The 26327-nt window shown below is 72.3% G+C and carries 28 protein-coding genes; 17 read left to right on the forward strand and 11 right to left on the reverse strand.

The window, feature by feature from the left end; genetic code table 11:
* Nucleotides 1-166: 166 nt before the first annotated feature.
* Nucleotides 167-1498 carry an erythromycin esterase family protein gene (locus H4N64_RS11450; protein WP_336246687.1) on the forward strand — a complete coding sequence of 444 codons (1332 nt, stop codon included), beginning with the start codon at nucleotides 167-169 and terminating at the stop codon, nucleotides 1496-1498.
* A gap of 5 nt (nucleotides 1499-1503) precedes the next feature.
* The gene (locus tag H4N64_RS11455; protein WP_186282184.1) at nucleotides 1504-1962 is read left to right on the forward strand and encodes an archease; all 459 of its coding nucleotides are present in this window, start codon (nucleotides 1504-1506) and stop codon (nucleotides 1960-1962) included.
* An 82-nt stretch (nucleotides 1963-2044) separates the two neighbouring features.
* On the opposite strand, the gene H4N64_RS11460 is transcribed toward H4N64_RS11455, so the two are convergent.
* Nucleotides 2045-3457 (reverse strand): RtcB family protein, encoded by a 1413-nt coding sequence (locus H4N64_RS11460; RefSeq protein ID WP_186282113.1) that lies wholly within the window; start codon nucleotides 3455-3457, stop codon nucleotides 2045-2047.
* A gap of 76 nt (nucleotides 3458-3533) precedes the next feature.
* On the opposite strand from H4N64_RS11460, the gene H4N64_RS11465 reads away from it, so the two are divergent.
* Nucleotides 3534-4154: an MBL fold metallo-hydrolase gene (locus tag H4N64_RS11465; protein WP_186282114.1), complete on the forward strand. Its 621-nt coding sequence runs from the start codon at nucleotides 3534-3536 to the stop codon at nucleotides 4152-4154.
* A gap of 18 nt (nucleotides 4155-4172) precedes the next feature.
* Here H4N64_RS11465 and H4N64_RS11470 read toward each other — a convergent pair whose 3' ends face one another.
* The 3 genes from H4N64_RS11470 to H4N64_RS11480 all read right to left on the reverse strand — a co-directional run bounded on the left by H4N64_RS11470 (nucleotide 4173) and on the right by H4N64_RS11480 (nucleotide 7133).
* Nucleotides 4173-5042, reverse strand: a complete 870-nt coding sequence (locus H4N64_RS11470; RefSeq protein WP_186282115.1) for a universal stress protein — start codon at nucleotides 5040-5042, stop codon at nucleotides 4173-4175.
* A 33-nt stretch (nucleotides 5043-5075) separates the two neighbouring features.
* A complete protein-coding gene (locus tag H4N64_RS11475) occupies nucleotides 5076-5549 on the reverse strand; it encodes an Hsp20 family protein (protein ID WP_186282116.1) in 474 nt (157 codons plus the stop codon).
* A gap of 90 nt (nucleotides 5550-5639) precedes the next feature.
* Complete coding sequence (locus H4N64_RS11480) at nucleotides 5640-7133, reverse strand: IucA/IucC family protein (RefSeq protein WP_418896258.1); 1494 nt, start codon at nucleotides 7131-7133, stop codon at nucleotides 5640-5642.
* Between the two features lie 93 nt (nucleotides 7134-7226).
* Here H4N64_RS11480 and H4N64_RS11485 point away from each other — a divergent pair, with 93 nt between their 5' ends.
* From H4N64_RS11485 to H4N64_RS11495, 3 genes are read left to right on the forward strand one after another with little or no spacing between them, the layout of a single operon-like run.
* A complete protein-coding gene (locus H4N64_RS11485) occupies nucleotides 7227-8720 on the forward strand; it encodes an IucA/IucC family protein (RefSeq protein ID WP_186282117.1) in 1494 nt (497 codons plus the stop codon).
* Between the two features lie 45 nt (nucleotides 8721-8765).
* Nucleotides 8766-10025: a VWA domain-containing protein gene (locus H4N64_RS11490; RefSeq protein ID WP_186282118.1), complete on the forward strand. Its 1260-nt coding sequence runs from the start codon at nucleotides 8766-8768 to the stop codon at nucleotides 10023-10025.
* Nucleotides 10025-10792 (forward strand): hypothetical protein, encoded by a 768-nt coding sequence (locus H4N64_RS11495; protein WP_186282119.1) that lies wholly within the window; start codon nucleotides 10025-10027, stop codon nucleotides 10790-10792. Before H4N64_RS11490 ends, H4N64_RS11495 begins: the two co-directional genes overlap by 1 nt.
* A 42-nt stretch (nucleotides 10793-10834) precedes the next feature.
* Here the strand turns inward: H4N64_RS11495 and H4N64_RS11500 are convergent, their stop codons facing one another.
* Nucleotides 10835-11461: a winged helix-turn-helix transcriptional regulator gene (locus H4N64_RS11500; protein WP_186282120.1), complete on the reverse strand. Its 627-nt coding sequence runs from the start codon at nucleotides 11459-11461 to the stop codon at nucleotides 10835-10837.
* An 81-nt stretch (nucleotides 11462-11542) separates the two neighbouring features.
* On the opposite strand from H4N64_RS11500, the gene H4N64_RS11505 reads away from it, so the two are divergent.
* From H4N64_RS11505 to H4N64_RS11520, 4 genes are read left to right on the forward strand one after another with little or no spacing between them, the layout of a single operon-like run.
* Nucleotides 11543-12751, forward strand: coding sequence for a pyridoxal phosphate-dependent aminotransferase (locus H4N64_RS11505; RefSeq protein WP_186282121.1), 1209 nt, complete (start codon nucleotides 11543-11545; stop codon nucleotides 12749-12751).
* Between the two features lie 47 nt (nucleotides 12752-12798).
* On the forward strand, nucleotides 12799-13398 hold the full coding sequence (locus H4N64_RS11510) for a histidine phosphatase family protein (RefSeq protein WP_186282122.1): 600 nt from the start codon (nucleotides 12799-12801) through the stop codon (nucleotides 13396-13398).
* A 50-nt stretch (nucleotides 13399-13448) separates the two neighbouring features.
* Complete coding sequence (locus tag H4N64_RS11515) at nucleotides 13449-14087, forward strand: hypothetical protein (protein ID WP_186282123.1); 639 nt, start codon at nucleotides 13449-13451, stop codon at nucleotides 14085-14087.
* 52 nt (nucleotides 14088-14139) lie between these two features.
* Nucleotides 14140-14562 (forward strand): thioesterase family protein, encoded by a 423-nt coding sequence (locus H4N64_RS11520; RefSeq protein WP_186282124.1) that lies wholly within the window; start codon nucleotides 14140-14142, stop codon nucleotides 14560-14562.
* Here the strand turns inward: H4N64_RS11520 and H4N64_RS11525 are convergent.
* The gene (locus H4N64_RS11525; RefSeq protein ID WP_186282125.1) at nucleotides 14517-15815 is read right to left on the reverse strand and encodes an ATP-binding protein; all 1299 of its coding nucleotides are present in this window, start codon (nucleotides 15813-15815) and stop codon (nucleotides 14517-14519) included. The two genes, H4N64_RS11520 and H4N64_RS11525, sit on opposite strands and share 46 nt — an antisense overlap.
* Nucleotides 15812-16468: a response regulator transcription factor gene (locus H4N64_RS11530; protein ID WP_186282186.1), complete on the reverse strand. Its 657-nt coding sequence runs from the start codon at nucleotides 16466-16468 to the stop codon at nucleotides 15812-15814. Before H4N64_RS11530 ends, H4N64_RS11525 begins: the two co-directional genes overlap by 4 nt.
* A gap of 157 nt (nucleotides 16469-16625) precedes the next feature.
* Here H4N64_RS11530 and H4N64_RS11535 point away from each other — a divergent pair, with 157 nt between their 5' ends.
* The 4 genes from H4N64_RS11535 to H4N64_RS11550 are packed head-to-tail and all read left to right on the forward strand — an operon-like array spanning nucleotide 16626 to nucleotide 20164.
* Nucleotides 16626-17129, forward strand: coding sequence for a hypothetical protein (locus H4N64_RS11535; protein ID WP_186282126.1), 504 nt, complete (start codon nucleotides 16626-16628; stop codon nucleotides 17127-17129).
* Nucleotides 17122-18261, forward strand: coding sequence for an efflux RND transporter periplasmic adaptor subunit (locus H4N64_RS46200; RefSeq protein ID WP_186282127.1), 1140 nt, complete (start codon nucleotides 17122-17124; stop codon nucleotides 18259-18261). Before H4N64_RS11535 ends, H4N64_RS46200 begins: the two co-directional genes overlap by 8 nt.
* Nucleotides 18258-18947 (forward strand): ABC transporter ATP-binding protein, encoded by a 690-nt coding sequence (locus H4N64_RS11545; protein ID WP_186282128.1) that lies wholly within the window; start codon nucleotides 18258-18260, stop codon nucleotides 18945-18947. Before H4N64_RS46200 ends, H4N64_RS11545 begins: the two co-directional genes overlap by 4 nt.
* A complete protein-coding gene (locus H4N64_RS11550) occupies nucleotides 18944-20164 on the forward strand; it encodes an ABC transporter permease (RefSeq protein WP_186282129.1) in 1221 nt (406 codons plus the stop codon). Before H4N64_RS11545 ends, H4N64_RS11550 begins: the two co-directional genes overlap by 4 nt.
* Before the next feature lie 14 nt (nucleotides 20165-20178).
* Here H4N64_RS11550 and H4N64_RS11555 read toward each other — a convergent pair whose 3' ends face one another.
* On the reverse strand, nucleotides 20179-20580 hold the full coding sequence (locus H4N64_RS11555) for a winged helix-turn-helix transcriptional regulator (RefSeq protein WP_186282130.1): 402 nt from the start codon (nucleotides 20578-20580) through the stop codon (nucleotides 20179-20181).
* 101 nt (nucleotides 20581-20681) lie between these two features.
* Between H4N64_RS11555 and H4N64_RS11560 the strand changes: the two genes are divergently transcribed.
* Nucleotides 20682-22106 (forward strand): MFS transporter, encoded by a 1425-nt coding sequence (locus tag H4N64_RS11560; RefSeq protein WP_186282131.1) that lies wholly within the window; start codon nucleotides 20682-20684, stop codon nucleotides 22104-22106.
* Between the two features lie 14 nt (nucleotides 22107-22120).
* Here H4N64_RS11560 and H4N64_RS11565 read toward each other — a convergent pair whose 3' ends face one another.
* Nucleotides 22121-22333 (reverse strand): hypothetical protein, encoded by a 213-nt coding sequence (locus tag H4N64_RS11565; RefSeq protein ID WP_186282132.1) that lies wholly within the window; start codon nucleotides 22331-22333, stop codon nucleotides 22121-22123.
* Between H4N64_RS11565 and H4N64_RS11570 the strand changes: the two genes are divergently transcribed.
* Nucleotides 22328-22669 (forward strand): helix-turn-helix domain-containing protein, encoded by a 342-nt coding sequence (locus H4N64_RS11570; protein WP_418896259.1) that lies wholly within the window; start codon nucleotides 22328-22330, stop codon nucleotides 22667-22669. The genes H4N64_RS11565 and H4N64_RS11570 overlap by 6 nt on opposite strands.
* Nucleotides 22670-22712: 43 nt before the next feature.
* A complete protein-coding gene (locus H4N64_RS11575; protein ID WP_186282133.1) occupies nucleotides 22713-23318 on the forward strand; it encodes a 3'-5' exonuclease in 606 nt (201 codons plus the stop codon).
* Here H4N64_RS11575 and H4N64_RS11580 read toward each other — a convergent pair.
* Together H4N64_RS11580 and H4N64_RS11585 are read right to left on the reverse strand one after the other, a co-directional pair.
* Entirely contained in the window at nucleotides 23281-24669 is a 1389-nt protein-coding gene (locus tag H4N64_RS11580) for a solute carrier family 23 protein (protein WP_186282134.1), read from the reverse strand. The genes H4N64_RS11575 and H4N64_RS11580 overlap by 38 nt on opposite strands.
* Before the next feature lie 227 nt (nucleotides 24670-24896).
* Nucleotides 24897-26276, reverse strand: a complete 1380-nt coding sequence (locus H4N64_RS11585; RefSeq protein ID WP_186282135.1) for an 8-oxoguanine deaminase — start codon at nucleotides 26274-26276, stop codon at nucleotides 24897-24899.
* Nucleotides 26277-26327 lie beyond the last annotated feature (51 nt).

A 26327-nucleotide genomic window follows, 5' to 3' on the forward strand; every position in this document is an offset into this window, starting at 1 on the left:
GCTCCAACCCGGTGCGGCCCTTGCTTCCGGCCTCTGGCATGAAGTGAGCATAGTAACAATGCGTGACAGCCGGGGAAGAGCGGCCGAGCCAAGCGGCCCGGCGTGACGTTTCGGCTCGCGGCGCTCTGGGGACCCGGTGTCGCACCCTGTGGAAGGGAGCCGAGCCGTGCCCGACACCGAGCAGGCCCGTATCCGGAACGCGGCGCTGCCGCTGGCGGATCCGCCCTCCCTGGATCCGCTGCTGGAACGCATCGGGGACGCCCACTACGTCCTTCTCGGCGAGGCCTCTCACGGCACCGCCGAGTACTACCGGGTGCGGGACGCACTGACCCGGCGGCTGATCGAGGAGAAGGGCTTCTCCTTCGTGGCCGTGGAGGGCGACTGGCCGGACTGCCAGGCCGTGCACCGTGCGGTGACCGGCGCGCCCGGAGCGCCCGGGGATCCCGCCGAGGTGCTGGCGGGCTTCCGGCGCTGGCCGACGTGGATGTGGGGCAACACGGACATGGCCGCCTTCACCCGCTGGCTGCGCCGGCACAACGGGAATCTGCCGCCCGAGCGGCGCGTGGGCTTCTTCGGTCTTGACGTCTACAGCCTCTGGGAGTCGCTGCACGCGGTGCTCGGCCATCTGCGCGAGCACGACCCCGACCGGGTCGGGCATGCCATGGAGGCGTACCGCTGCTTCGAGCCGTACGCCCAGGACCCGCAGTCCTACGCGCTGGCCACCCGTTATCTGCCCGAGGGCTGTGAGCCACAGGTGATCTCCCTGCTCGGGGAGCTGCGCCGAAGTGCCGCGCGGACGGATGCCCTGGACGGCTCCCTCGCGGAGTTCGCCGCCCGGCAGAACGCGGAGGTGCTGGCCGGCGCCGAGCGCTATTACCGGGCCATGCTCGACAGCGGGCCTCAGTCGTGGAACATCCGCGACCACCACATGGCAGACACCCTGGACCGGCTGATGGAGCACCACGGCCCCGACGCCAAGGCTGTGGTCTGGGCACACAACACCCACGTCGGAGACGCCCGCGCCACGGACATGGCCGACATCGGCGAAGTCAGCGTCGGCCAGCTGGTGCGCGAACGCCACATGGGCAAGGGGGTCGTGCTGGTCGGCTTCGGCTCGTACTCCGGCACGGTGATGGCCGCGGACGAGTGGGGCGACGTCCCCAGGGTCATGGACGTACCGCCCGCCCACGCCGGCAGCCTGGAGGACCTGCTGCACGGGGCGCTGCCCGGCGAGCAGGCCCTGTTCGTCTTCCCGCATGTGCAGTTGCAGCGGCCGCCGAGCACCGGGCCGCGCGAGTGGTTCCACCAGGAGCGGGGGCACCGCGCGATCGGGGTGGTGTACCGGCCGCGGTACGAACGCGTCGGCAACTACGTCCCCACCGTCCTGGCCGAGCGCTACGACGCCTTCTGCTACCTCGACCGCGCCCAGGCCCTCACCCCGCTGCACGCCCTTGCGGCCGAGAGCCCGGAGGAGCAGACCTGGCCGGTAGGCGTGTGAGAACCATGGTCGGCGACCTCGACGACGAAGTGCGGGCGCGGCGGCAGGGCGAGAGCGGCCACCGGTCGGTGCCGCACACCGCCGACGCGCGGTTGCGGGCGTGGGCTCCCACGCGGGAGGGGTGCCTGGCGGAGGCCGTGCTCGGGATGGTGGGGTGCTTCGCCGAGGTGTCGGGGGTACGGCCCACCGCCGTCGAGCGGGTGCGGCTGGCGCCGGGCCGCGACGAGGATCTGCTGGTGGCGCTGCTGGACGAGGTGGTCTTCCGGCTGGAGGTCGCGGGCCGGGTGCCGGTGGACGTGGAGCTGACGGCCACCGACGACGGCGGCCTTGAGGTGCGGATGGCGGTCGCGGAACTGGCGGACGTCGACATCATCGGCGCCGTGCCGAAGGGCATCTCCTGGCAGGGGCTCCACATCGGACCCGATCCGCACGGCTGGTCCTGCACGGCGATCGTGGACGTCTGAGCGGCGACGTCGGTGCGCAGGTCACACCGACGTCGGTGCGCAGGTCACACGTTGGCCGAGTCACCCTTCGACCACCCCGGAGTCACCCTTTGACCACCCCGAGCGGCACCAGCCGGGCGATCCTGCGGCACAGTCCCGCGCCCTCGCTCACGGCCACGACGGCGTCGACGTCCTTGTACGCCTCCGGGGTCTCCTCGGTCAGGCCGCGCCACGACTTCGGGCGGGCGGCGATGCCGGCCTGGCGCAGACGCGCCCGCAGTTGGCTTCCGGTGATGCTGCGCGCGGCCTGATGGCGGCTCATGGTGCGGCCCGCGCCGTGGCAGGTGGAGTAGAAGGCGCCACCCCCGGCCACGCCGGCGAGCGCGTACGAGGCCGTGCCGAGCGTGCCGGGAATGAGCACCGGCTGGCCGAACTCCCGGATGTCCTCGGGCAGTTCGGGATGTCCGGGCGGGAAGGCCCGGGTGGCGCCCTTGCGGTGCACGCACAGCTGCCGCCGTACTCCGTCCACCTCGTGCGTCTCGATCTTGGCGAGGTTGTGGGAGACGTCGTACACCAGCGACAGCCGGGCACCCGTGGCGCGCCGGAAGACCTCGCGGGCCGCGTCTGACAGCAACTGGCGGTTCGCCCGGCCGTAGTTGGCGGCCGCGGCCATCGCCCCGAGGTACGCCCGCCCCTCCGGGGAGTCCACCGGGGTGCAGGCCAGCTGCCGGTCGGGCACCGTGATGCCGTAGCGGGCCATGGCGCGGTCCATCAGCCGTACGTGGTCGGTGCAGATCTGGTGCCCGAGCCCGCGCGAACCGCAGTGGATCATCACGCACACCTGGCCGGGGGCGAGTCCGAAGGCCGCCGCCGTCGTGTCGTCGTACACGTCGGAGACCTGCTGCACCTCCAGGAAGTGGTTGGCGGAGCCGAGGCTGCCCACCTGGACGAGGCCGCGCTCCCGGGCGCGCTGGCCGACCTGCGTCGCATCGGCGTCTGCGACCGCGCCGCCGTCCTCGCACCGCAGCAGGTCGCGTTCCTCGCCGTAACCGCGTTCCACGGCGAAACGGGAGCCTTCGGCCAGCAGCCGCTCCAGTTCTCCGGCGCCGTCCGGCCGCCACACGCCACCGGGCCCGGCCCCGCGCGGAATGGCGCGGTCCAGGCCGTCCATGATCTCGGCCAGCGCGGGCCGCAGCGCCTCGCCGTCGCAGTCGGCGGCCAGCAGCCGCACTCCGCAGGAGATGTCGAAGCCGACACCGCCCGGCGAGACCACCCCGCCGTCGTCCGCGTCGGTGGCCGCGACGCCGCCGATGGGGAAGCCGTAACCCCAGTGGATGTCCGGCATGGCGTACGAGGCGGCGACGATGCCGGGCAGGGCGGCCACGTGGACGACCTGCTCCAGGGACTGCTCGGCGTCGGCGAGCAGCTCGCGGGAGGCGAACACGATCCCGGGCACCCGCATGCCCTCGTGCGGATCGATGCGGTAGCGGAAGGGACCTTCCTCGACCAACTCCATCGCGACCTCCCGCGCGCCCGGGTACCCGTGCCGTATGCCGTCAACCGCCGCAGCAGGACCCGGCTCGGGAGGTCCGATGAAGCACTGGCTGAGACTGACGCTCCTCGGTGTGGGAGCGATGAACTCGCCGCGGTTCGCACCGGCGGGCCTGCTGCTGCGGTGCCCCGGACACCGGGTGGCCTTCGACGGCGGGCCCGGAGCCGAACCGCCGGCCGGGCCCCTTGACGCGTGGCTGGTCACCGACGAGAGGGCCGAGCTGCGATCGGTCCTGCGGCGACGGGCGGCCGCGCGGGGTGTCCATGTGGCCGCCGGCGATCTGCGGATCGGCGAGATCCTGGTGCGCTGTCGGCCGGTGGTCCATACCTCGCACCCCGCCTACGGGTATCGCATCGAAGCCGGAGACGTGGTGGTGGTCTGGGCACCGGAGTTCTGGGAGTTCCCGGACTGGGCCGCCGGGGCGGACCTGATGTTCGCCGAGGCGGCGGCCTGGGACCGGCCCATACGGTTCCGGGGCGGCGTGGGCGGCCATGCGAGCGTCCGCACCACGGGTGAGCGGGCAGCGCGGCTTGGCGTGCGGCGCCTGGTCTATGCCCATATCGGGCGCCCCAGCCTGCGCGCGATGGATGCCGGAGCGAGGCCTCCCGGCGGGGAATGGGGCGTGGAAGGCCGTACGTACTCCCTGGCCTTCAGCCGATGAACGCACGCGACACCCGCGCTACCCCACGGGCACGACGGCGACCGGGCAGCGTGCGTGGTGGAGGACGGCGTGCACCACCGTGCCCAGCGGCAGCCCGAGCCGGCCCTCCACCGGGTGGCGCGGGAGCACCACGAGGCCGGCCTCGGCCGACGCCTCCACCAGAGCGGCGGCGGGCGAGTCGACGGTCAGCTCGATCTCCACACGGACCGTCGGATACTCGGCGACGGGGCGCGCGGCGTGGTTCAGCAACTGGGCGTGGGCGTCCCGCTCCTGGTCGAGGTGGCTCACCTGGGTTGCCATGAGGCCGCTCACCGTGAGCGGCCTCCAGGCGTGCACCAGACGCACCCCGGCCCCGTGGAGCTCCGCCTCCGCGAGGGCGAACCGTACGGCCTCCTCGTCCCGTTCGTCGCGTACGCCCGCCACGACGGGACGGTCGGCGGCGTTCATGGTGTCCCCCCGCACGACCACGACCGGCCGGTGGGCGTGGGCGGCCACCTTGCGGCTCACCGAGCCCAGCAGCAGCCCGGCGAAGCCGCCGCGCCCGCGAGTGCCGACCACGAGCACGTCGGCGTCCTCGGCGGCGTTGATCAGGGCCTCGGCCGGATCGCCCCGTGCGAGCCCGGTCTCGATCGGCACGCCGGGGTGGGCGGCCGCGAGCCGTGCCTGGGCGTCGTCGAGCACTGCGGCGGCCGCCTTCGCGGCCTCGTCCGTGAGACCCGGTCCCGCCGCCTCGCCGTATGCGGCTTCCGCGCCACTGCCCACGGCGTGGACGACCTTCACCCCGCAGCCGCGCGACTCCGCTTCCGCGGCCGCCCAGTCCGCCGCGAGCCAGGAGTACGACATGTCGTCGACACCGACGATCACCGAACCACGCTCACCGCCGGTCATCGTTCCTCCCTCTCCGCCTGCCGGGCCGTGCCGCTATCCCTCGCCCCCGATGGAGATGCTGCGCCGCTTGGACTCGCCGGACTTCGGCAGCCGGACGGTCAGGATGCCGTTGGTCATCTCGGCCTCGGCCTTCTCGCTGTCCACACCGCTGGGCAGGCTGGTGCGGTAGAAGAAGCGGCCGGCCCGGCGCGAGAGCACCCGACCCTGCTGCTCCTCGGTCAGTTCACCGGAGATCCGCAGTTCGTGGGCGTCGACGTCCACGGAGACGTTCTCGCGCGGGATGCCGGGCAGTTCCGCCCGCACGACGTAGGCGTCGTCGGTCTCGTCCTCCTCGACCGCCGGCACCCAGCCGCTGCCCCACACCGGGCCCGCCCCGCGCTCGAAGGTCCGGCTCATGTCGCGCCACAGGTTCTCGAACTCGGTGAACGGATTCCACTCCCACGGCTCCCAGAACGGACGGCGGCCCTGCTCCGGCGTACCACCGCCGCGGTGCACAGGCAGATTCACGACACACCTCCGTGCTCGCTCCCGTCCTGACCTGCTCCGGGTATCCCGCGGCAGGCAGCGCCACACCCTGCTCCGGTGATCGAAGCCAGGTCAGGCGCCTGCCAGGGGGTTGGGCAGTGGGCGGTAGCGGGCGGCGGCGCCGTCGGCGGCGGTCCAGCGCAGGAGGAGGTTGGTCTTGCCGGGGAGGGTGGGGGCGGTGAGCAGGGCGGGGATCTCCGGGAGGTCGTGGGCGGCCAGGGCACGGCGTACGGCGGGCCAGGGGTCGAGGCCGGGCCGGCGTTCGGCGAGGGCCGCGGCCACCTCCCACAGATGGTTCACGACCAGGCAGTACACCAGCCGCTCCCACCCGGCGGCCCGGTCCACGTCCGCCAGCAGCTTCACACCCTCGGCGTCCCGGTACAGCGCCTGCACCGGGGTGCCGTCGGCGTCGACGGCGACCAGCGTGTTCTGCAGGTGTGCTTCGAGTACGACGCCGTGGTCGGCGAAGGCCCTGAGGGCGGGCGGTACGACCGCGCCCAGGTAGGCGTCCCACCAGGCCACCGGGTCCTTCGCGGTGTCGAGTGGGCTGCCGGGGAAGCCCTCCACGAGGCCCGCCGCGAGCAGCGGGGTCGCTCCGGGGCGCAGGTGGGCGTGGAATCCGTCGCGGACCAGGACGGCCAGCTCCTCGAAGGCGAAGTCGGCCGTACGGTAGCCGCGGTCGCTGAGCCAGGCGCCGGGGCCCGACGCGAGGGCCTCGGCCGCCGCCGTGTCGGTCCTGCGGAGTTTCAGCAGGTCGTGGCGCCAAAGGCGGCGGATGTCGTTGGTGATGCGCACATCGAGGCTGAATTTCAGGAAGAGATCGCGCTCGGGTGTGTACACCGTGCGGATCGCGGCCGTCGGCCAGGTCTGGAAGCCGGTGCTGCCGAGCCGGATCAGGCGGCCGTCGGCGAAGGCCTCGGTGAGGTCCAGCAGATCGAGCTGCCAGGGGTGGGCGGGCAGCAGCCGGTAGCCGGGGGGCGCCTCGCCGAGGGCGTCCAGGGCGGTGGTGTCGCCCTCCTCGACGACCGTGTCCTCGCGCAGGCCGAGCAGCACCAGCGGGAAGTGGGCGTACGCCTCGGGCGCGTACGGCAGCCAGCCCGCGGCCGGGCCGCCGCCGCGCGCCTTCGGGGCCGGGTGGTGCGGGTGGCCGGTGACCAGGGACTGCTCGGAGAGCAGATAGGGGTCGGCGGGCGGGGTCGCGCGGGCCCGCGCGGTGAGCAGCGCGGCGACCGCGTCCCGGCTGTCGACCATCTCGGCGGGGAGTTCGTGGTTGTCCAGGCCGGTGTGCCGACGCAGTTCCTCGGCGACGAGTTTCACCAGTTCGGGGTGGCCGACGGGAAGCCAGCCGCCGGCCGCGTACACCTCGGGGTCGGCCGGGCGGCGCTCGCGGCGCACCCGGAGCAGCCGGCCGCTGGGCAGCCGGTGCACATGGGGCTCGTCCGGTTCCGCGAGCGGCTGCGCCACCTCCCGCAGCAGACAGTTGAGCAGGGGGGCCGCCGCGAGGGCGTCGGCGCGGGATGCGGCGTCGGCGTCGGCGGGCGGGGGCATGAGGTCCACGCGTTTCACTCGTTCTCTACGGTCCGTTCGGGCGGAGAAGATCAGTATGTCTGTCATTCGTCGCCCGACCCGACGTCCTACTCGTACCCGAGGAGCCCGACCGTGCACCGTCCCCCCACCGCCGAGGCCGAGGTAGCGGCCGAGTTGGCCGATGTCCGCCCCGGTCTGGCGTCCCGGTACACGGCCGAGCTGCCCGGCGCGCGGGCGGCCGTGCTGACCCGGCTGTGGCGGGCGCTCGCCCATGAGCCGCTGCCGTGGATCACGGCCCGAGAGAACGGCCGGGAGGGCCTCACCCTGCGCCTCTCCGACGGCCGCCGGCTGCACGGCCCGCACGCGGACCCGTACGCCACCGCCGCGTATGTCACCGCCGTACGGCTCGACGAGAGCGTGTACGACGATCCGGCGCGGCTGATGAGCGATCTGGGCGTGGCGCACGGTACCGCGTTCGTGGCCGAACTCGGGCACAGCGTGGCCTCGTTGGCGCTGTCCAGGGCCTGCCAGCCGGATGCCTCGAAAGAGTGGCCCGTCAACGACTGGGAGTGGGAGCAGCGGGTGGTCGACGGGCATCCGTACCACCCCAACTGCCGTTCCCGGCCGGGGTTCTCGGTGGCCGAGCAGCTCGCGTACGGGCCCGAGCACCGACCGGAGGTGGAGCTGGGCCTGTGGCCGGTACCGGCCGCCGAGTGCCTGCTCACCGGTGCGTGGCCGGACGAACTGCGGGACGGGGAGCGGCTGTTGCTGCCCGTGCACCCCTGGCAGGCGGCGCATGTGCTCAAGCGCCCCTGCGAGCGCGGGATCCCCGGCGCGCATCCGCTGATGTCGCTGCGCACGCTGGCGCTGCCCGGCGGACCGCATGTCAAGACGGCCCTGAGCGCCCGGCTGACCTCCTCGGTGCGGGACATCTCGGTGTACTCCATCGCCCTGTCGGAGGCCCTGTCCGCGTTCGCGGAGTCGTTGGCCGCGCGCACGGACGGGCTGCTGCACGTCACCCGCACCCTGGGGGCGGCGACCGCGGACTCCCCCGACCTGGCCGCCGTACTGCGTGAATCGCCGCGGGAGTACGCCGGTCCGGGCGAGCGTGTGGTGCCGGTGGCCGCCCTCGCCACCACGGAACTGCCCGCCCGCGCCGACTGGACGGCCTCCTTCGCGCGGCTCGCCCTGACCGTGGGGCTGCGGTTGCTGGAGCTGGGGGTGGCCCTGGAGGCGCACGGACAGAACCTGCTGGTCGTGCTGGACGCCGAGGGCACCCCGCTGCGGCTCGTCTACCGCGACCTCGCCGACATCCGGGTCAGCCCGGCCCGGCTGGCCCGGCACGGCATCCCGGTGCCCGAGCTGACCGGCCGGATCGTCACGGACGACGAGACCACGCTGCGCCGCAAGCTGTTCGGCTCGCTGGTGGCGGGCGCGCTCGCCGGTACGGCGGGTTCGGCACCGGCCCTGCGCGGGGCGCTGGAGGCGGCCGTACGGGATCTGCCGCGCACGCCCGATCTCGCCGTGCTGCGCGAGGAGCCGCTGCCCGCGAAGGCGCTGACGCTGATGCGGCTGTCGCCGCGGACCGGGGACCAGTGGGCGTGGCTGCCCAACCCCCTGCTGTGAGCGGCCGTTTTGGAGCGGGGCACCTCTGATCAATAGGATCCGCCGATGATCACAAGAACACGGCTGGCGGCGGGGGCCTGTGCCCTGCTCGCCGCGCTGACGGCCGGGACGGCGTTCCCGGCCGGGGCAGCGGCCGGCGAACCCACGGGCGAGGACGCGCCGAAGGTGAACCTCGTCCTCGACGTGAGCGGCTCGATGCGGGCGCGGGACATCGACGGCCAGTCCCGGATGGCCGCGGCGAAGCAGGCCTTCAACGAGGTGCTCGACGCAACTCCCGAGGAGGTCCGGCTCGGCATCCGGACCCTCGGCGCCAACTACCCGGGCGACAACCAGAAGACGGGCTGCAAGGACACCGCGCAGCTCTACCCCGTCGGCCCGCTGGACCGCACCGAGGCCAAGACGGCGGTGGCGACCCTCACGCCCACCGGCTGGACCCCGATCGGTCCCGCGCTGCTGAAGGCGGCCGACGACCTCGACGGCGGCACCGGCTCCAAGCGCATCGTGCTGATCAGCGACGGTGAGGACACCTGCGCCCCGCTGGACCCGTGCGAGGTGGCGCGGGAGATCGCGGCCAAGGGCATCGGGCTGACCATCGACACGCTCGGTCTGGTCCCGAACACCAAGATGCGGCAGCAGCTGAGCTGTATCGCGGAGGCGACCGGCGGCACCTACACCTCGGTGGAGCACACCGACGAACTCACCGACCGGGTCAACCAGTTGGTGGACCGGGCGGCCGATCCGGTGGTGACGCCGGTCGCGACCGAGGGCGCGGACCGGTGCGCCGAGGCGCCCGCGCTCAAGTCCGGTCTGTACACCGACCGCGAGGAGTTCGGGCAGCAGCGCTGGTACCGGGTGGACGTCGAGCCCGGCAAGGAGCTGCGCGCCTCGGTGAGCGTGGGCGCGGACCGGGCGGTGAACCCCTCCTACGGGGTGCTGCTGCGGGCCGTGACCGTGCACGGCCGGGAGATCGTGCGCGGCGAGGCGGCGGGCAACGGCCGTACGGACGTGGTCTCGACGGGGGTGCGCTATCCGAAGGCGGACAGTGAGGACGCGTCCACCGAGGCCGTGTGTCTTCAGGTCACGCACTCCTTCTCGGCGGCCTCGGGCGTGAAGACCACGCCCGGTCTGCCGCTGGAGCTGACGATCGATGTCGTCGACGGTCCGTCAGGCTCCAGCGACGTGGCCTCCTTCGGGCTCGGGCGCGGCTGGTGGCTGCTCGGTGCGCTGATCCTGACCGGCTTCCTCGCCGGGATCGTCTGGGGCTGGCTGTCGCGCTGGCGGGTCGCGGTCTGGAGGACCAACTGATGCGGATCACACGTACGTCGATCGCCGCCCTGCTGATGCTGGGGCTCGCGGCGGCTCCCGCCCTCGCGGCCGAGGCGCCGACCGAGGCGGGCACCTCCTTCCGTACGGCGACGGAGATCGCGCAGGGCGTGGAAGCCACCGCCAGCGGCTCGGCGGGTGACTACCTGTACTGGTCGTTCCCGGCGGACGCCGGCGGGCGGCCCACCGTCAAGGCGACGGTGAAGCTCCCCGAGACGCACGCCGCCGAGACCTGGCAGATCGACGTCTACGACGGACTGCGGCGCCGCCAGGCCTGCCAGTACGGCGCCCAGACGCGCACCGCCGACGCGGACACCGCGTCCGTGGAGCTGGCCTGCGTCCTGCGGACGGTCCGCGCCTGGTCGGAGCCATGGGCGGACGACCCGCTGCCGGGCACGTACTACATCCGGCTGACGGTGGTGGAACTCGCCACGTCCGACCTGGGTCTGCCGGTGGAGGCCTCGGTCCGGGTCGACTCCAAGGACATCGGCGGCGCGGCGGCGGTGGACGGCTCGCTGGCGGAGCCGCTGGTACCGGGTGTCGCGATGACGTCGGCGTCGGAGGACTCGGAGAATGCGGAGGAGGACGGTTCGGCCGTGCTCTCCAGCATCGATCCGGAGGACGGCTGGGCGTCCGGCTGGTGGTCCGACCGTTGGGTGTGGACCGCGGTGGGCGGTGTGCTGGCCGCGCTCGCGGGTGTCGGCGGGTATGCGCTGACGCGTGGGGCCGGGCGGCCGCCGGGGGTCTGACGACGGTTGGAGAAGGGCCCGTTCGCACGACGGGCCCTTTTCTCATGCCTCGCGAAGCGCCTTGGCCGGCGTCCCGTCACCGGTCACCGTGATCCGCCCGGCCCGTACCGCGTCCGGCAGGCTCAACTCCCCGCGCGCCACGGCCGTACAGGTGTCGGTGTCCAGGGTCAGCCGCGCGTCGGGCTCACCCGGCGCGGCACCGTCGCCGTACACGGGCCCGTCCTCGGCACCGACGTACAGATGGAACTCCCCTTCCTCCAGCCGCACTTCGACGAGCCCCTCCCCCGCCAGGGCCCGAAGGAGCGGCAGCGCGAACCAGTGGGCCCGCACGGCATCGGTCGGCCTGCGCTCCCCGAGCTCGGCCTGGCCCCACGTCCCGAGGGCCTGGAGGACCGGGAGCAACTCCCAGCCACGCGGGGTGAGTTCGTAGACATAGGCCGCACCGGGAGGGGGCAGTCGGCGCCGGGTGGTGAGCCCGTCCCGTTCCATGTCCTTCAGGCGAGAGGCGAGTACGTCGGTGCTCACGCCCGGCAGATCCGCGTGCAGGTCGGTGTAGCGGCGGGGTCCTGCCAGCAGTTCGCGGACGATCAGCAGGGTCCAGCGGTCGCCGACGACATCGAGGGCGCGGGCGGCGGAACAGTACTGATCGTAGCTTCGGCGTGGTGACATGGGACGCAGTCTAGACATGTCATTGGACTTTCCAAGCGCTAACTTGGTAAAACCAAGTAACACCAGATACTGGAGGGGCGCATGGAGTTCCGGCAGTCGAACAAGCTCAGCGAGGTCTGTTACGAGATCCGCGGCCCGGTGATCGAGCACGCCGACGCGCTGGAGAAGGCGGGCCACAGCGTGCTGCGCCTGAACACCGGCAACCCCGCGCTCTTCGGCTTCGAGGCGCCGGAGGAGATCCTCCAGGACATGATCCGGATGCTCCCCCAGGCACACGGCTACACCGACTCCCGGGGCGTCCTCTCCGCCCGCCGGGCCGTCGCGGGGCGCTACCAGAACCTGGGCATGGAGGTCGACGTCGACGACGTCTTCCTCGGCAACGGCATCTCCGAGCTGATCTCGATGGCCGTGACCGCGCTGGTCGAGGACGGCGACGAAGTGCTCATCCCGGCCCCCGACTTCCCGCTCTGGACCGCCGTCACGACGCTCGCGGGCGGCAAGGCGGTCCACTACCTCTGCGACGAACAGGCCGACTGGTACCCGGACCTGGACGACATGGCGTCGAAGATCACGGACCGTACGAAGGCCGTGGTCATCATCAACCCCAACAACCCGACCGGCGCCGTCTACCCCAAGGAGATCATCGAGGGCATCCTCGACCTCGCCCGCCGGCACGGCCTGATGGTCTTCGCGGACGAGATCTACGACCAGATCCTCTACGACGACGCCGTCCACCACTCGGCCGCGGCCCTCGCCCCCGACCTGGTCGTCCTGACCTTCTGCGGTCTGTCCAAGACGTACCGGGTGGCGGGCTTCCGCTCGGGCTGGCTGGTCGTCACCGGCCCCAAGCAGCACGCCAGGAACTACCTGGAGGGCCTGACCATGCTGGCCTCCATGCGGCTGTGCGCCAACGCGCCCGCGCAGTACGCCATCCAGGCCGCGCTGGGCGGCCGCCAGTCCATCAATGAGCTGACCGCGCCGGGCGGACGGCTGCACGAACAGCGCAACGTGGCCTGGGAGAAGCTCAACGAGATCCCCGGGGTGTCGTGTGTGAAGCCGAAGGGCTCGCTGTACGCCTTCCCGCGTCTCGACCCCAAGGTCCACAAGATCCACGACGACGAGAAGTTCGTCCTGGACCTCCTCCTGCGCGAGAAGATCCAGGTCGTCCAGGGCACCGGCTTCAACTGGCCGACCCCCGACCACTTCCGCATCCTCACCCTCCCGTACGCCGAGGACCTGGAGGCGGCGATCGGCCGGATCGGGCGGTTCCTGAGCGGGTACCGGCAGTAGCGGCCGAGTGCGCGCGACCGGGGCGCGGTGCCCATAGCCTGTGAGACATGGGTGATCTTCTGCTCGTGCGGCACGGTGAGACCGCGTGGTCCAGGTCGGGGCGGCACACCGGGTCGACGGACGTGCCGCTGACCGAGCACGGGCGCGAGGAGGCGCGGGCGCTGGTGCCGCTGATCCGCTCGCACCGGATCGGCGCCGCGTTCGTCAGCCCGCTCCAGCGGGCCCGGGAGACGGCCGAGCTGATCGGCCTCACCGGGACGCGGATCGATCCGGATCTGCGGGAATGGGACTACGGCGGCTACGAGGGCGTCACCACGGTCGCGATCCAGCGGGAGCGGCCCGGCTGGTTCCTGTTCTCCGACGGGGTCGCGCCGGGGCCGCCGGAACACCCCGGGGAGAGCCCGGCGCAGGTCGGGGAACGCGCCGACCGGATGCTCGCCAAGGTGGACGCGGCGCTCGCCAACACCGAGGGTGTGGTGGTGCTGGTGGCGCACGGTCACTTCCTGCGGGTGCTCACGGCACGGCGGCTCGGCCTGCCGCCGGCGGACGGGGCGCTGTTCCAGCTGGCCACCGGGACCGTGTGCCGGCTGAGCACCGAGCACGGGCGGCCGGTGATCGCGGGGTGGAATGTCAGACCCGGGTCGTAGTCTTCGAAGCGGTGGGACATCGCTGGAAGATCGCCGGAAGGGGGCACGCCGTGACACGACCGCCGACCGCTGCGCAGCGGCGTGTGATCGAGGCCGCCGACCCGGTCACCGGCCGACTGCTCAGTGGTACGGAGACCCAGCTCGCGGCCCTGGTCAAGCGCGGGCTCGCCTTCCGGCATCCGCGTCCGCCGCACGATCACTTCCTGACACCGGCCGGGCATCGGATACGGGAGGCGGCGGACGCCCCGGCTGTGACGGCCGTGGAGACGCCCGCCGCCGGGACCGGGGTGTTCGCCGCGCGCGTCGGGGGCGAGGAGGAGCCGCCTCCCTCCGGTCCGGCCCGGCTTCGCGAGGTGCGCGGTGCCTGGGAGGGGCTGGTGGAGCTGCGCCGGATGACCAACCCGGACGGTGCCAGCGATCGGCCGTGCGGCTGGGAGCGGACGCATCTGGTGCGGGCCGCCGCGCTGGCGCTGGAGGCGGCCGACCACCCGCCGGCCGGACCGGACGGTGACGGCGGCTACCGGGTGCGCGCGACCCCGCAGCCGGAGGCCGTGGCCGTGCACCAGCCCGACGCCGAGGGGTTGGGCGCGTGCGCGGCGACATTGGAGAAGGCGGGGTGGCAGGTGAGCGAGCACACGGATCCTCGTACCCGCGCGCGATATCTGCTGGCTTCTCCGCGCCGGGTGTGAGGAGGATGCCAGGACTGCCGCACAGGGCATCGTCGACGAGAAGAGGAAGTTCGTGAGCGAGCCGTTCTCCGTCCGGATCACCGTCCGCGGATACGAGACCGACGTACAGGGTCACCTCAACCAGAGCGTGTACATCAACTACGCCGAACACGCCCGCTGGTCGCTGCTCCAGGCGGCGGGAATCAGCCAGGCGGGACTGATCTCCAAGGGGGTCGGCCCCGTCGCTCTGGAGACGACCATCCGCTACAGGCGGGAACTCCTGGCCGGTGACGAGGTCGATGTGTCGTGCGCCTTCGAGTGGGGCGGGGGCAAGACGTTCCGCATCGAGCAGACCATCACCAAGGCGGACGGCACCGTGGCGGCCGAACTCACCGCGGTCGGCGGGCTGCTGGATCTGACAGCACGCCGGATGGTGGCGAACCCGCAGGACTACTTCAAGGAGCTGGCGACCGACCCGAGTCTGTTCGGGCTCTGAGCGCCCGTGTCCCGGGGCAGCGTCACCGTCACCGTCAGGCCCCCGCCGTCCCGGGGCACCGCGGACACCTCCCCGTGGTGGGCGTGGGCGATGGCCCGCACGATGGACAGGCCGAGCCCCGCGCCCTTCCCGGTGACCACCCGGTCGGCGCCGAGCCGCCTGAAGGGCTCGAAGAGCAGGGGCACCTCGTACGGCGGCACAGGGGGCCCGGTGTTGCCGACCTCCAGCTCCACCCGGTCCATGTCCCGCGCCCGGCTCACCACCCGGACCCAGCCGCCCTCGCCGGTGTTGTGGCGGACGCCGTTCTCGACGAGGTTGTGCACCAGCCGCTCCAGCAGCAGTGCGTCGCCGAGTGTGGGCGCCTCGGCGGACTCGTCGTGGACGACGATGCCGGCCCCCTCCGCCTCCGCCGCGCCCTGGTCCACCACATGGGCCACCACATCGGCCAGGTCCACGGGCAGTCGCTCGGCGATCTCGTGCTCCGACCGGGCGAGCAGCAGCAGGCCGCTGATCAGCCGTTCATGACGGGCGTTGATCTCCAGCAGGTGCTCGCCGAGCTGTCGCACGTCCGCTGACGCGGTGGCCCGGTGCATCGCCACTTCGACGAGGGCGCGGCCCAGGGTGAGCGGGGTGCGCAGTTCGTGCGAGGCGTTGGCGACGAAGCGGCGCTGGCCGTCGAAGGAGCGGTCGAGCCGTTCCACCATCGTGTCGAAGGTGTCGGCGAGGTCCTTCACCTCGTCGTCGGGGCCGCGCAGCGCGATGCGCTCGTGCAGTCCGCGGTCGGCCGCGGGGGCGCCGGCGATGCGGCGCGCGGTGTCGGTGACCCGGTGCAGCGGCGCCAGGACACGCCCGGCGAGCACCCAGCCGAGCGCGGCCGCGGCGCAGCCGGCGACGCCGAGCGCGATGCCGCCCTGGGTGAGCAGCGAGGTGGTGGCCTCGTCACGCCAGTGGTCGCGCTGTTCCTCCATCCACTTGTCCAGGTCGGCGCCGGGTGGTGGGGTGGACAGGCCGGGGCCGCCGCCGACCACGGTGCGGGTCTCCTCCCGCGGGACGCCGCTCGGGGACGACGTGGGCTGCCCGGTCGGGCTCGTCCGTGACACCACCTTCGTGCCCGCGCCGCCGAGTTGCTGGCCGAGGAGCGCGTAGGTGACGCCCAGCAGCACGATCCCGCCGACCAGGAACAGGCCGCCGTAGGTGAGGGTCAGGCGGGCCCGCAAGGTCGTACGGCGGGGCAGCAGACGCGGGCCGCTCACGGGATGCGGTACCCGACGCCGGTCACGGTCTCCACCACCGGCGGATCGCCCAGTTTGCGGCGGAGTTTGAGCACCGCGAGCCGCACCGCGCCGGTGAACGGGTCGGCGTTCTCGTCCCAGGCCTTCTCCAGCAGCTGTTCCGCCGACACGGCGGCTCCGTCGGCCCGCAGCAGCTCCGCCAGCACGGCGAACTCCTTCTTGGACAGCGGGACATAGCGGCTGCCCCGGAAGACCTCGCCGCGGGCCGGGTCGAGGGTGAGACCGGCGCGGCGCAGCACGGGCGGCGCGGCGGGCCGGGAGCGGCGGCCCAGCGCCAGGACGCGGGCGGCGAGTTCGGGGAAGGCGAAGGGCTTGACGAGGTAGTCGTCGGCGCCGAGGGCGAGGCCGCACACGCGGTCGCTGACGTCGGCGGCGGCGGTCAGCATCAGGACGCGGGTGGCGGACATCGAGGCCACGAGTGCGCGGCAGACGTCGTCGCCGTGCACGAGGGGCAGGTCCCGGTCCAGGACGACCACGTCGTAGTCGACGACGCCGACCCGTTCGAGGGCCGCGGCGCCGTCGTGCGCGAGGTCGACCGCGTGGGCCTGTCCCCGCAGCCACTCGGCGACGGCGTCGGCCAGCATCGGTTCGTCCTCGACCACCAGGACCCGCATCCAGGTCACCTCTCCATCGGCGTTTGGGCGGAGCGCTCCGCCCGGAAAGGGTGCCGAATCCCGCGTTTCCTCGGCATAAGTCCCGGCTTGGAAACGGTGGGGAAACGGCCCGCCCGCTTCGCTTCGTGCCAAAGATCCGACACGAGGAGACGAAGTGATGCGGATACGGACCGGTGGCGCCCGTGCGGCGCTGCTGCTGGCGCTCGCGCTGGCCGTGGCCGGCTGCGGCTCGGACGGCGAGACCGACGAGGCGGCCGACCTGGCGGCGGAGGCGAACGCCCAGGACGAGATGGCCGTGAAGTTCGCCGAGTGCCTGGGCGAGCACGGCGTGAACGTGGAGACGGGTGAGGGCGGAGGCATCCGGATCACCGGCCGGGTACCCAAGGAGAAGGTCGACGCGGCCATGGAGGCCTGCCGCGAGTACAGCCCGATGCAGAACGGGGGGAGCCCGGATCCGCAGGCCGAGGAGCGGATGCGGAAGATGGCGCAGTGCATGCGTGACAACGGCGTCGAGGACTTCCCCGACCCGGAGCCGGGCCGGGGCATCCAGCTCGACCGGAGTGTCGCGGAGGACCCGGACTTCGAAGAGGCGCAGAAGGAGTGCGAGAAGTACGCGCCTGCGGGCGGCCAGAGGTCCACGGAGACGCACGGCGATGACTGAGGCGACGACCGAGGAGACGCTCACCGGGGAGCCGGGCGCCGAGCCCGAGCCGCACCGCCGCCCTCGCCGCACCCGGCGCCTTCTGGCGGCCCTCGGGGTCCTCGCCGCCGTGGGCGGAGCCGCGGCGGCCGGAGCCGGACTCCAGGACGGCGGATCCGGGGAGGACCGGGACGACCGGCGCCCGCCCGCCACCGCGGAGGTGACCCGGCAGACGCTGCGGGACAGCCGTACCGAGGACGGCGAGCTGGGCTACGGCACGTCCACGACCGCGACGGGACGCGTCCCGGGCACGGTCACCCAGTTGCCGGAGGCAGGCGAGCGGATCACCCGGGGCGAGGCGCTGTACCGCGTGGACGACGAGCCGGTCCTGCTGATGTACGGCGCGGTCCCGGCGTACCGGGAACTGCGGCCGGGTGCCGAGGGCCGGGACGTGGCCCAGTTGGAACGCAACCTCAAGGCCCTCGGCCACGACGGCTTCACGGTCGACGACACCTACACCGAGGCGACCGCCGACGCGGTACGGCAGTGGCAGCAGGACCTGGGCCTGGAGGAGACCGGGACCGTGGAGCCGGGCCGGGTGGTGTTCGCCCCGGCCGCCGTCCGGGTGGACACCCTGGACACCGAGGAGGGCGCCACCACGGCCCCGGGCCAGAAGGTGCTGTCGTACACCGCGACCGCCCAGGCGGTCACCGTCGAACTCGACACCGCGGACCGGCGGTTGGCCGAACCGGGGGCGAAGGTGGACGTGGAGCTGCCGGACGGCACCCGCGTGGACGGCCGGGTCTCCGAGGTCACGACCGAGGTCGATCCGGGCAACGGCGCCGAGGAGAACCCCTCGACCAAGGTGAAGGTGCTCGTCGCCCTCGACGGGGCGAAGGCGCAGCAGGCGGCGGCGTCCTATGTGCTGGCGTCGGTCGACGTGTCGTTCACGGCCGGGGAGCGCGAGGACGTGCTGACCGTTCCGGTGGCGGCGCTGGTGGCGCTGGAAGGGGGCGGTTTCGGCGTGGAGGTGGTCGAGGAGGACGGCGGCACGTCGTACGTGCCCGTGGAGACGGGTCTGTTCGCGGACGGGCGGGTGGAGATCAGCGGTGACGGCATCACGGCGGGTACGACGGTGGGGATGCCCGCATGATCGAGCTCACCGATGTCACCAAGGTCTATCCGGGCGGCGTCAGCGCGCTCGGCGGGGTGACACTGACCGTGGCGCGCGGCGAACTCGTCGCCGTGGTCGGGCCGTCCGGGTCCGGCAAGTCGACGATGCTGCACATGCTCGGCACCCTCGACCGGCCGACCTCGGGGCGCGTGCGGATCGACGGGTACGACGCGAACTCCCTGTCGGACGCGCGGCTTTCGGCGCTGCGGGCGCGGCGGATCGGGTTCGTGTTCCAGCAGTTCCATCTCGCGGCGGGGGCATCCGCACTGCGGAACGTGGCCGACGGGCTGCTGTACTCCGGTCTGCGGCCGGCGGAGCGGCGGGCCCGGGCCACGGCGGCGCTGCGCCGGGTGGGCCTCGGCCATCGGCTGCACCACGCGCCGCACGAACTGTCCGGCGGTGAGCGGCAGCGCGTCGCGGTCGCCCGTGCGGTGGCCGGGGAGCCGCCGCTGTTGCTGGCGGACGAGCCGACCGGGGCGCTCGACTCGGCGTCCGGGGCGGGCGTGATGGCGCTGCTGCGGGAGCTGAACGCGGCCGGAACGACGGTCGTGATCATCACCCACGACCAGGAGATCGCGGCGTCCCTGCCACGGCAGGTGCGGATGCGGGACGGGCGAGTGATCGAGGACTCGGCGGCCCGTACGACGGCGGGGGCGGGCCGATGACCGCGACCCTCCCGGCACCCGATGTGCTGCGCCCTGCCCGGCTTCGTCCCGCCGACGTCGTCCGGGTCGGCGCGGTCGGCCTGCGCACCCGTCCGCTGCGTGCGTTCCTGTCGGCGCTGGGCATCGCGATCGGCATCGCCGCGATGGTGGCCGTCGTCGGGATCTCGTCGTCCTCGCGTGCCGATCTGGACCGGGCGCTGGCGGCGCTGGGCACGAATCTGCTCACGGTCTCCCCCGGCAGCACCCTCACCGGCGGACAGGCCCAACTCCCCTCCAGCGCCGAGCCGATGGTCGCCGGGATCGACGGGGTGGAGTCCGTGTCCGCGGTCGGCAGGCTGCCGGACGCGAAGGTGTACCGCACCGACCGGATACCCGATGTCCAGACGAACGGGCTCGCGACCTACGCGGCCCGTACCTCGCTGCGTTCCGCCGTGGGCGCCGAACTCGCGGACGGCGCCTGGCTGAACGCGGCCACCGCCCGCTACCCGGCCGTGGTACTCGGCGCCGCGGCGGCCGATCGGCTGGGCGTGAGCCACGCGGGCGAGGACACGCGGGTGCTGGTCGGCGGACGCTGGTTCACGGTCGTCGGAATCCTGGAACGGGCCGCGCTGGCCCCGGAGCTGGACGCCGCCGCCCTGATCGGCTGGCCGGTGGCCGAGCGGGAGCTGGGCTTCGACGGGCATGCGACGACCGTGTACACCCGCTCGGCCGAGGCGCGCGTGGAGTCAGTGCGTGAGTTGCTCGGGGCGACGGCCAACCCCGAGGCGCCGAGCGAGGTCGAGGTCTCGCGGCCCTCGGACGCCCTGGCGGCGCAGCGGGCGGCGGGCGAGGCATTCACCGGGCTGCTGCTCGGCCTCGGGGCGGTGGCGCTGCTGGTCGGCGGGGTGGGCGTCGCCAACACGATGGTGATCTCGGTGCTGGAGCGCCGGGCCGAGATCGGCTTGCGCCGCTCGCTGGGTGCGACACGCGGTCAGATCCGGGGCCAGTTCCTCACCGAGTCCCTGCTGTTGTCGGCGCTCGGCGGGGCGGGCGGAGCCCTGCTGGGTCTGGCCGTGACCGCCGGATACGCCCTCTACCAGGGCTGGCCGACGGCCGTACCGGCTTGGGCGTTGGCGGGCGGGGTGGCGGCCACGCTGGTGATCGGCGGGCTGGCGGGACTGTACCCGGCGCTCCGAGCGGCCCGGCTGTCGCCCACGGAGGCACTGGCGACGCCGTGAGGGGTGCGGGCGGCCTACGTGTCGACGAGCTCGGGCCGGTGCTCGGCGTCGTAGGTCGCCCGTGACTCGGCGATGTACACGCGGTTGCGCTCGGCCCAGTCGGTGAGGCGTTGCAGGGTTTCGTGCAACTCGCGTGCCTGCTGGGTGAGTTCGTACTCCACCTTCGGCGGGACCGTCGGGTGCACGGTGCGGATTACGAGGCCGTCGCGCTCCAGATTGCGCAGGGTAAGGGTCAGCATGCGGCGGCTGATGCCCTCGATGCTGCGCTCCAACTCCGTGAAGCGGATGGGTCCGTGGGCTGCGGCCACCAGGATCTGCACGCTCCATTTTCCGGCGACCCTGTCAAGAACTTCCCGCACCGGGCAGGCGTGCGCGTTCACCACCTGCGAGGTAACACCGGTGTTCCTCTGGGACATCGAACTGCCTCCTTACGCCGACCTCCATGGTTCCGCACGATGTTCCCCGTTACAAGTCGTGCACCTTTGGAATCCTGGAAGAACACGGAGGCGATGCCGTCATGACGGCCATCATCGAGTCCCGGACACGGACCGCGCAACGCACCTACTCCCGCTGGGCGTCCCTGGTGATCCTCTGCGCGGGGACGCTGATGACCATCCTGGACGGCAACATCGTGACGGTGGCGATGCCGGCCATCCAGAACGACCTCGGTTTCACGGCGTCGGGTCTTGCCTGGGTGGTCAACGCCTATCTGATCCCCTTCGGCGGGCTGCTGTTGCTCGCGGGGCGGCTCGGCGACCTGGTGGGCCGCAAGCGGATGTTCACCGCAGGGCTTGCCGTCTTCACCGTGGCGTCGGTGCTGTGCGGAGTGGCGACCTCCCAGGGCGTGCTGATCGCCGCACGAGCCTTGCAGGGGGTCGGCGGGGCGATGACGACCGCCGTGGTGCTCGGGATGCTGGTGTCGCTGTTCCCCGAGCCTCGTGAACAGGCCCGCGCCATCGCGGTGTTCAGTGCGGTGGGGGCGGCGGGCGGGGCCCTCGGCACGTTCCTCGGCGGGGCCCTGACCGAGGCCCTGAACTGGCACTGGATCTTCCTGATCAACCTGCCGATCGGGGTCGTGTCGTGGGTGGCCGCCGTACGGGTGCTGGACCGGGAGTCGGGCGCCGGGCTGGGGAAGGGCGCGGACTATCCGGGGGCGGCGCTGGTGACGGGGGCACTGATGCTGACGGTGTTCGTGATCGTGGGCGTGGGTGAACGGGGGCTCGCCGAGACGCTGTTGATGGCTCTGCTCGCTCTGGCACTGTTCCTGGGCTTCACCGTCCGGCAGGCGCGGGCCGCTCGGCCGTTGCTGCGACTGCGCCTGTTCGGGTCCCGGCTTCTGGCAGGGGCGAACGCGGTCCAGATCATGATGATCGCGACGATGTACGGCTTCCAGTTCATCGGCGCGCTGTACCTCCAGCGGGTGCTGGGATACGGGGAGTTGCTCACCGGGACGGCGTTCCTCCCGGCGCCGATCGTGATCGGGGTACTGATGCTGGGGTGGTCGGCGCGGACGATCGGGCGGTACGGGCCGTACCGGGTGCTGCTGGCGGGACTGGCCCTGATCACCGTGGGTATGGGCCTGTTGGGACGGGCGTCGGCGGGAGGTTCGTACGCGGTGGACGTCCTTCCGGCCATGCTTCTGCTCTCGGTCGGGTTCGCGGCGGCGATGCCCGCGCTCACGGGACTGGCTATGTCGGGCGCTCAGGAGGAGGACGCGGGGGCGGCGTCCGGGCTGTTCAACACCACGCAGGTGGTGGGCGGTTCGCTGGGTCTCGCGGTGCTGGCGGTGCTGGCGGCGAGCCGTACGGAGGGGCTGCTGGCGGACGGTGCCGAGGTACTGTCGGCCACGGCGGAGGGCTACCAGCTGGCGTTCCGGGTGGCGACGGTTGTGGCGGCGGGGGCGCTGGCGCTGGCGGCGGCCGTACTGCGCCCCCGGACCTGACACGGCCCTCGCTGTTACGCGAACGCCCCCTTGTGGTCCTGCGCCCACTCCCGGTACGTCCGCGCCCTTCGGCCCAGTACCTCCTCCACATCCCCCGTGATCACGTCGTTGCGACCGCGCCGGACGTAGGCGCATCCGGCGATCACGCCCTCCGCGTACACCTCCGGCATGCCGGAGGCGAGAAGCTGCTCGCGGACCTGGGCCGGGGTGAGGTCGAGGGTGTGCACAGCGCGGCCCAGGACATCCGCGAGGCCCTCACCGCCACCTCCGACACATCCCGGGGGGCGACGACCCCTTGGGTTCCCTCACCCGTCAGGTTCGGTACCGGCTCACCCGCCCTGGCCGCCAGTGAGCGGCAGTTGCGGAACCTCTTCGCCGAGGGGGTCGGGGTCTCCCCCAAGGCCCACGCGGACACCGCACCCTGGGCCCAACTCGCCGCCGCCACCGGCTACTACGACCAGTCACACATGACCGCCGACTTCCGCGCCCTGATGGGCGTCCCGCCCCGGTCGTTCTTCACCGGGCTCCTCCCCCGTGCCACCCCCTGCGGGATGCGGAACTAAATCGGGTGCACAGGCACCGCCCCCCCTGCGAAGCTCACACCCCATGGCAGCACGACGTGTCAAGCCCAGTCTCTACATCTCCGTCGACATCGAGGCCGACGGGCCGATCCCGGGGCCGTACTCCATGCTCAGTCTCGGGGCGGCGGTCGCCGGGGTGCAGGATGCCGACGGGTTCGTCCCGGCCGATCCCGAGGCGCGGACCTTCTATCGGGAACTCCGGCCCATCAGCGAGGACTTCGTGCCGGAGGTGCTCGCGGTCAGTGGGCTCGACCGGGAGCGCCTCGGCCGGGAGGGCCTCGACCCGGCTGTGGCTCTCACGCAGTTCAGCCGGTGGGTCCGGGAGGTCGGTGCGGGCGCTCAGCCGGTCATGTGCGGCTACCCGGCCTCGTACGACTGGACCTTTCTGTATTGGTATCTGATCCGGTTCACGGGGAGCAGTCCTTTCGGGCACTCCGGGTGCTTCGACATGAAGACGCTCTACGCGACCAAGGCCGGGCTGCCCCTGCGGGCCGTCACCAAGGGCATGATGCCGCGCGAGCTGCTCTCGCGGCGCCGGCACACGCACCATGCCCTCGATGACGCGATCGAACAGGCCGAGCTGTTCGCGGGGCTCATGGCGTGGCCGGGGCCGTCCGGGTCGAGCCGGTGAGCTCCTCGCCCGCCTCCATGGGGTGGGTGACGTCCTCCGCGTCCTGGTTCCGGCCCAGGTGGTTGAAGACCAGGTTCAGTACGACCGCCACCACACAGCCCGTCGAGATGCCCGAGTCCAGGACGATCCGGGCGGTCTCCGGGAAGGAGTGGTAGAACTCCGGGGCGGAGATCGGGATGATGCCGACGGCCAGCGAGACCGCCACGATCAGGACGTTGTTGTCCTTCTCCAGACCGGCGCGGACCAGGGTCTGGATACCGCTCGCCGCCACCGAGCCGAACAGGACCACGCCCGCCCCGCCCAGCACCGGGCGCGGTACGACCGCGATCAGCGAGGCGGCCATCGGGCACAGGCCCATCAGGACCAGGAAGCCGCCGCCCGCCGCCACGACATAGCGGCTGCGGATCTTCGTCATCGCGACCAGGCCGATGTTCTGGGCGAAGGCGCTGCACATGAAGCCGTTGAACAGGGGGCTGATCGCCGAGCCGAGGGTGTCGGCGCGCAGGCCGGCCGCGATCGTCTTCTCGTCCGCCGGGCGGTCCACGATCTCACCCAACGCCAGCATGTCCGCCGTGGATTCGGTCATCGAGACCACCATCACCACGATCATCGAGACGATCGCGGCGATCTGGAACTGCGGTGCGCCGAAGTGGAACGGCGTCGGGAAGCCGATCACATCCGCGTCCGCCACCGGGCCGAAGTCCGTGACGCCGAAGGGGATCGCGAGGAGGGTGCCCGCCACCAGGCCCAGCAGTACGGCGATCTGCTTGACGAAGCCGCGCGTGAAGCGGCGCAACAACAGAACGATCAACAGCGTGCCCGCCGCCAGGCCGAGGTTGGTGCTCGAACCGTAGTCGTCCGCCGCGGGGTTGGGGCCCTGAGCCCAGCCGAAGGCCACCGGGAGCAGGGACACGCCTATCAGCGTGATCACCGTGCCGGTGACCACCGGCGGGAAGAAGCGGACCATCTTGCTGAAGAAGGGGGCCGCTATGAAGCCCAGTACGCCCGCGACGATCACCGCTCCGAAGATGATCGGCAGCGCGTCGGACTTGTCGTCGGTGGAGGCGACGATCGCGGTCATGGGGGCGACGCCGGCGAAGGTGACGCCGTTGACGAAGGGCAGACGGGCGCCGATCTTCCAGATGCCGAGGGTCTGGAGGAAGGTCGCGAGGCCCGCCGTGAAGAGGCAGGCGCCGGTGAGGAAGGTCAGTTCGGTGCCGGTCAGGCCGATGGCGGCGCCGACGATCAGGGGTGGAGCTACGACGCCCGCGTACATGGCGGCCACATGTTGCAGACCGGTCGTCGCCATTTTGAGGGCGGGGAGTTTCTCGTCGACGGGGTGGGTGGACACGGGCGGCTCCTCCGGTCGGTTGACAGCACGTCGGCTCTGACGTGGGTTTCAAGGAGGTGGTGCGCGGTCGTGCGGGACCGGTGAAGCGGGGACGGAAAAGAGGGGACGGGTGACCGTTCCGGGGCGCACACGTCCATGCGCGCCCCGGAGACGGCCGCCATGGACCCCGCTCGGGTCCACGGCCACCGGCCGAGAGCCGTCCCTCTCAGCCGGAGATCTTCAACTGGTCAGCCCTGCGCGACGATCCGCGCCAGCCGCTGGGCCTGCTCGCGCGTGGAGCCGGCGATGGCGTCCTCGTCGACGGTGAGCAGACGGTTGTTCTCCACGATCTGCTCGCCGTTGACGAAGGAGGCGGTGACCGGGGCCGCGGCACCGAAGACCAGTGCGGTGACCGGGTCGGCGATCGAGGCGTGGGCCAGGGTGTCGAGCTTCCACAGCACCAGGTCGGCGAGCTTGCCCGGCTCCAGCGAGCCGATCTCGGCCGCGCGGCCGAGGACCTGGGCGCCGCCGTAGGTGCCGAGGCGCAGCGCCTGGCGGGCGTTCAGGGCGGCCTCGCGGTGGGCGCCGAGGCGGTTGATGAGGAGGGCGTTGCGCAGTTCGGTGTGCAGCTCGCCCGACTCGTTGGACGCCGTACCGTCGACGCCGAGGCCGACCGGGACGCCGGCCGCCAGCATGTCGGGGACGCGGGCGATGCCGGCCGCGAGGCGGGCGTTGGACGAGGGGCAGTGGGCGACACCGGTCTTCGTACGGGCGAAGGCGGCGATGTCGGAGTCGTTCATATGGACGCAGTGCGCCATCCACACGTCCTCGCCGAGCCAGCCGGTGGACTCGAAGTAGTCGGTCGGGCCCATGCCGAACAGCTCGTGGCAGAACTTCTCCTCCTCGACCGTCTCCGAGCCATGGGTGTGCAGGCGTACGCCGAGGCCGCGGGCGAGTTGGGCGCCCTGCCTCAACAACTCGGTCGACACGGAGAAGGGCGAGCAGGGTGCGACGGCGACCTGGGTCATCGCGTCGAAGGAGGCGTCGTGGTGCTCCTTGACGGTGGCCTCGGTCGCGGCGAGCGCGCCGTCCAGGGTCTCGACGGCGAAGTCCGGTGGCAGACCGCCGTCCTTCTCGCTGCGGTCCATCGAGCCGCGGGCGAGGGTGAAGCGGACGCCCATCTCGCGGGCGGCCCGGATGATCGATCCTGACAGGTCGCCGGAGCCGTGCGGGAAGACGTAGTGGTGGTCCATCGCGGTGGTGACACCGCCGCGCGCCATCATGGCCAGCGAGCCCTGCGCGGCCGAGTACGTCATCCGCTCGTCGATGCGCGCCCAGGTCGGGTACAGGGCGACCAGCCAGTTGAAGAGGTTGTGGTCGGTGGCCAGGCCCCGGGTGATCCACTGGTAGAAGTGGTGGTGGGTGTTGACCAGGCCGGGGGTCACGAGATGGCCGGTGGCGTCGATGCGCCGTACGACGTTCTCCAGGCCCTCGGGTGCCTTGCCCGCGCCGAGCGACTCGATGCGATTGCCGTTGAGGACGACATGGCCGGAGGCGTGCTCGGTGTCGTTGGCGTCGACGGTCGCGATCGCACAGTTCTCGATGACGATGCGCTGGTCTGCTGCCATGGTTCGTCCTTTGCGCTGATGTGGAGAGGGCACGGCAGGACCCTGGAGATT

It is taken from the genome of Streptomyces cupreus (genome assembly GCF_014257025.1).
In the GTDB taxonomy this organism is placed as follows: Bacteria; Actinomycetota; Actinomycetes; order Streptomycetales; family Streptomycetaceae; genus Streptomyces; species Streptomyces cupreus.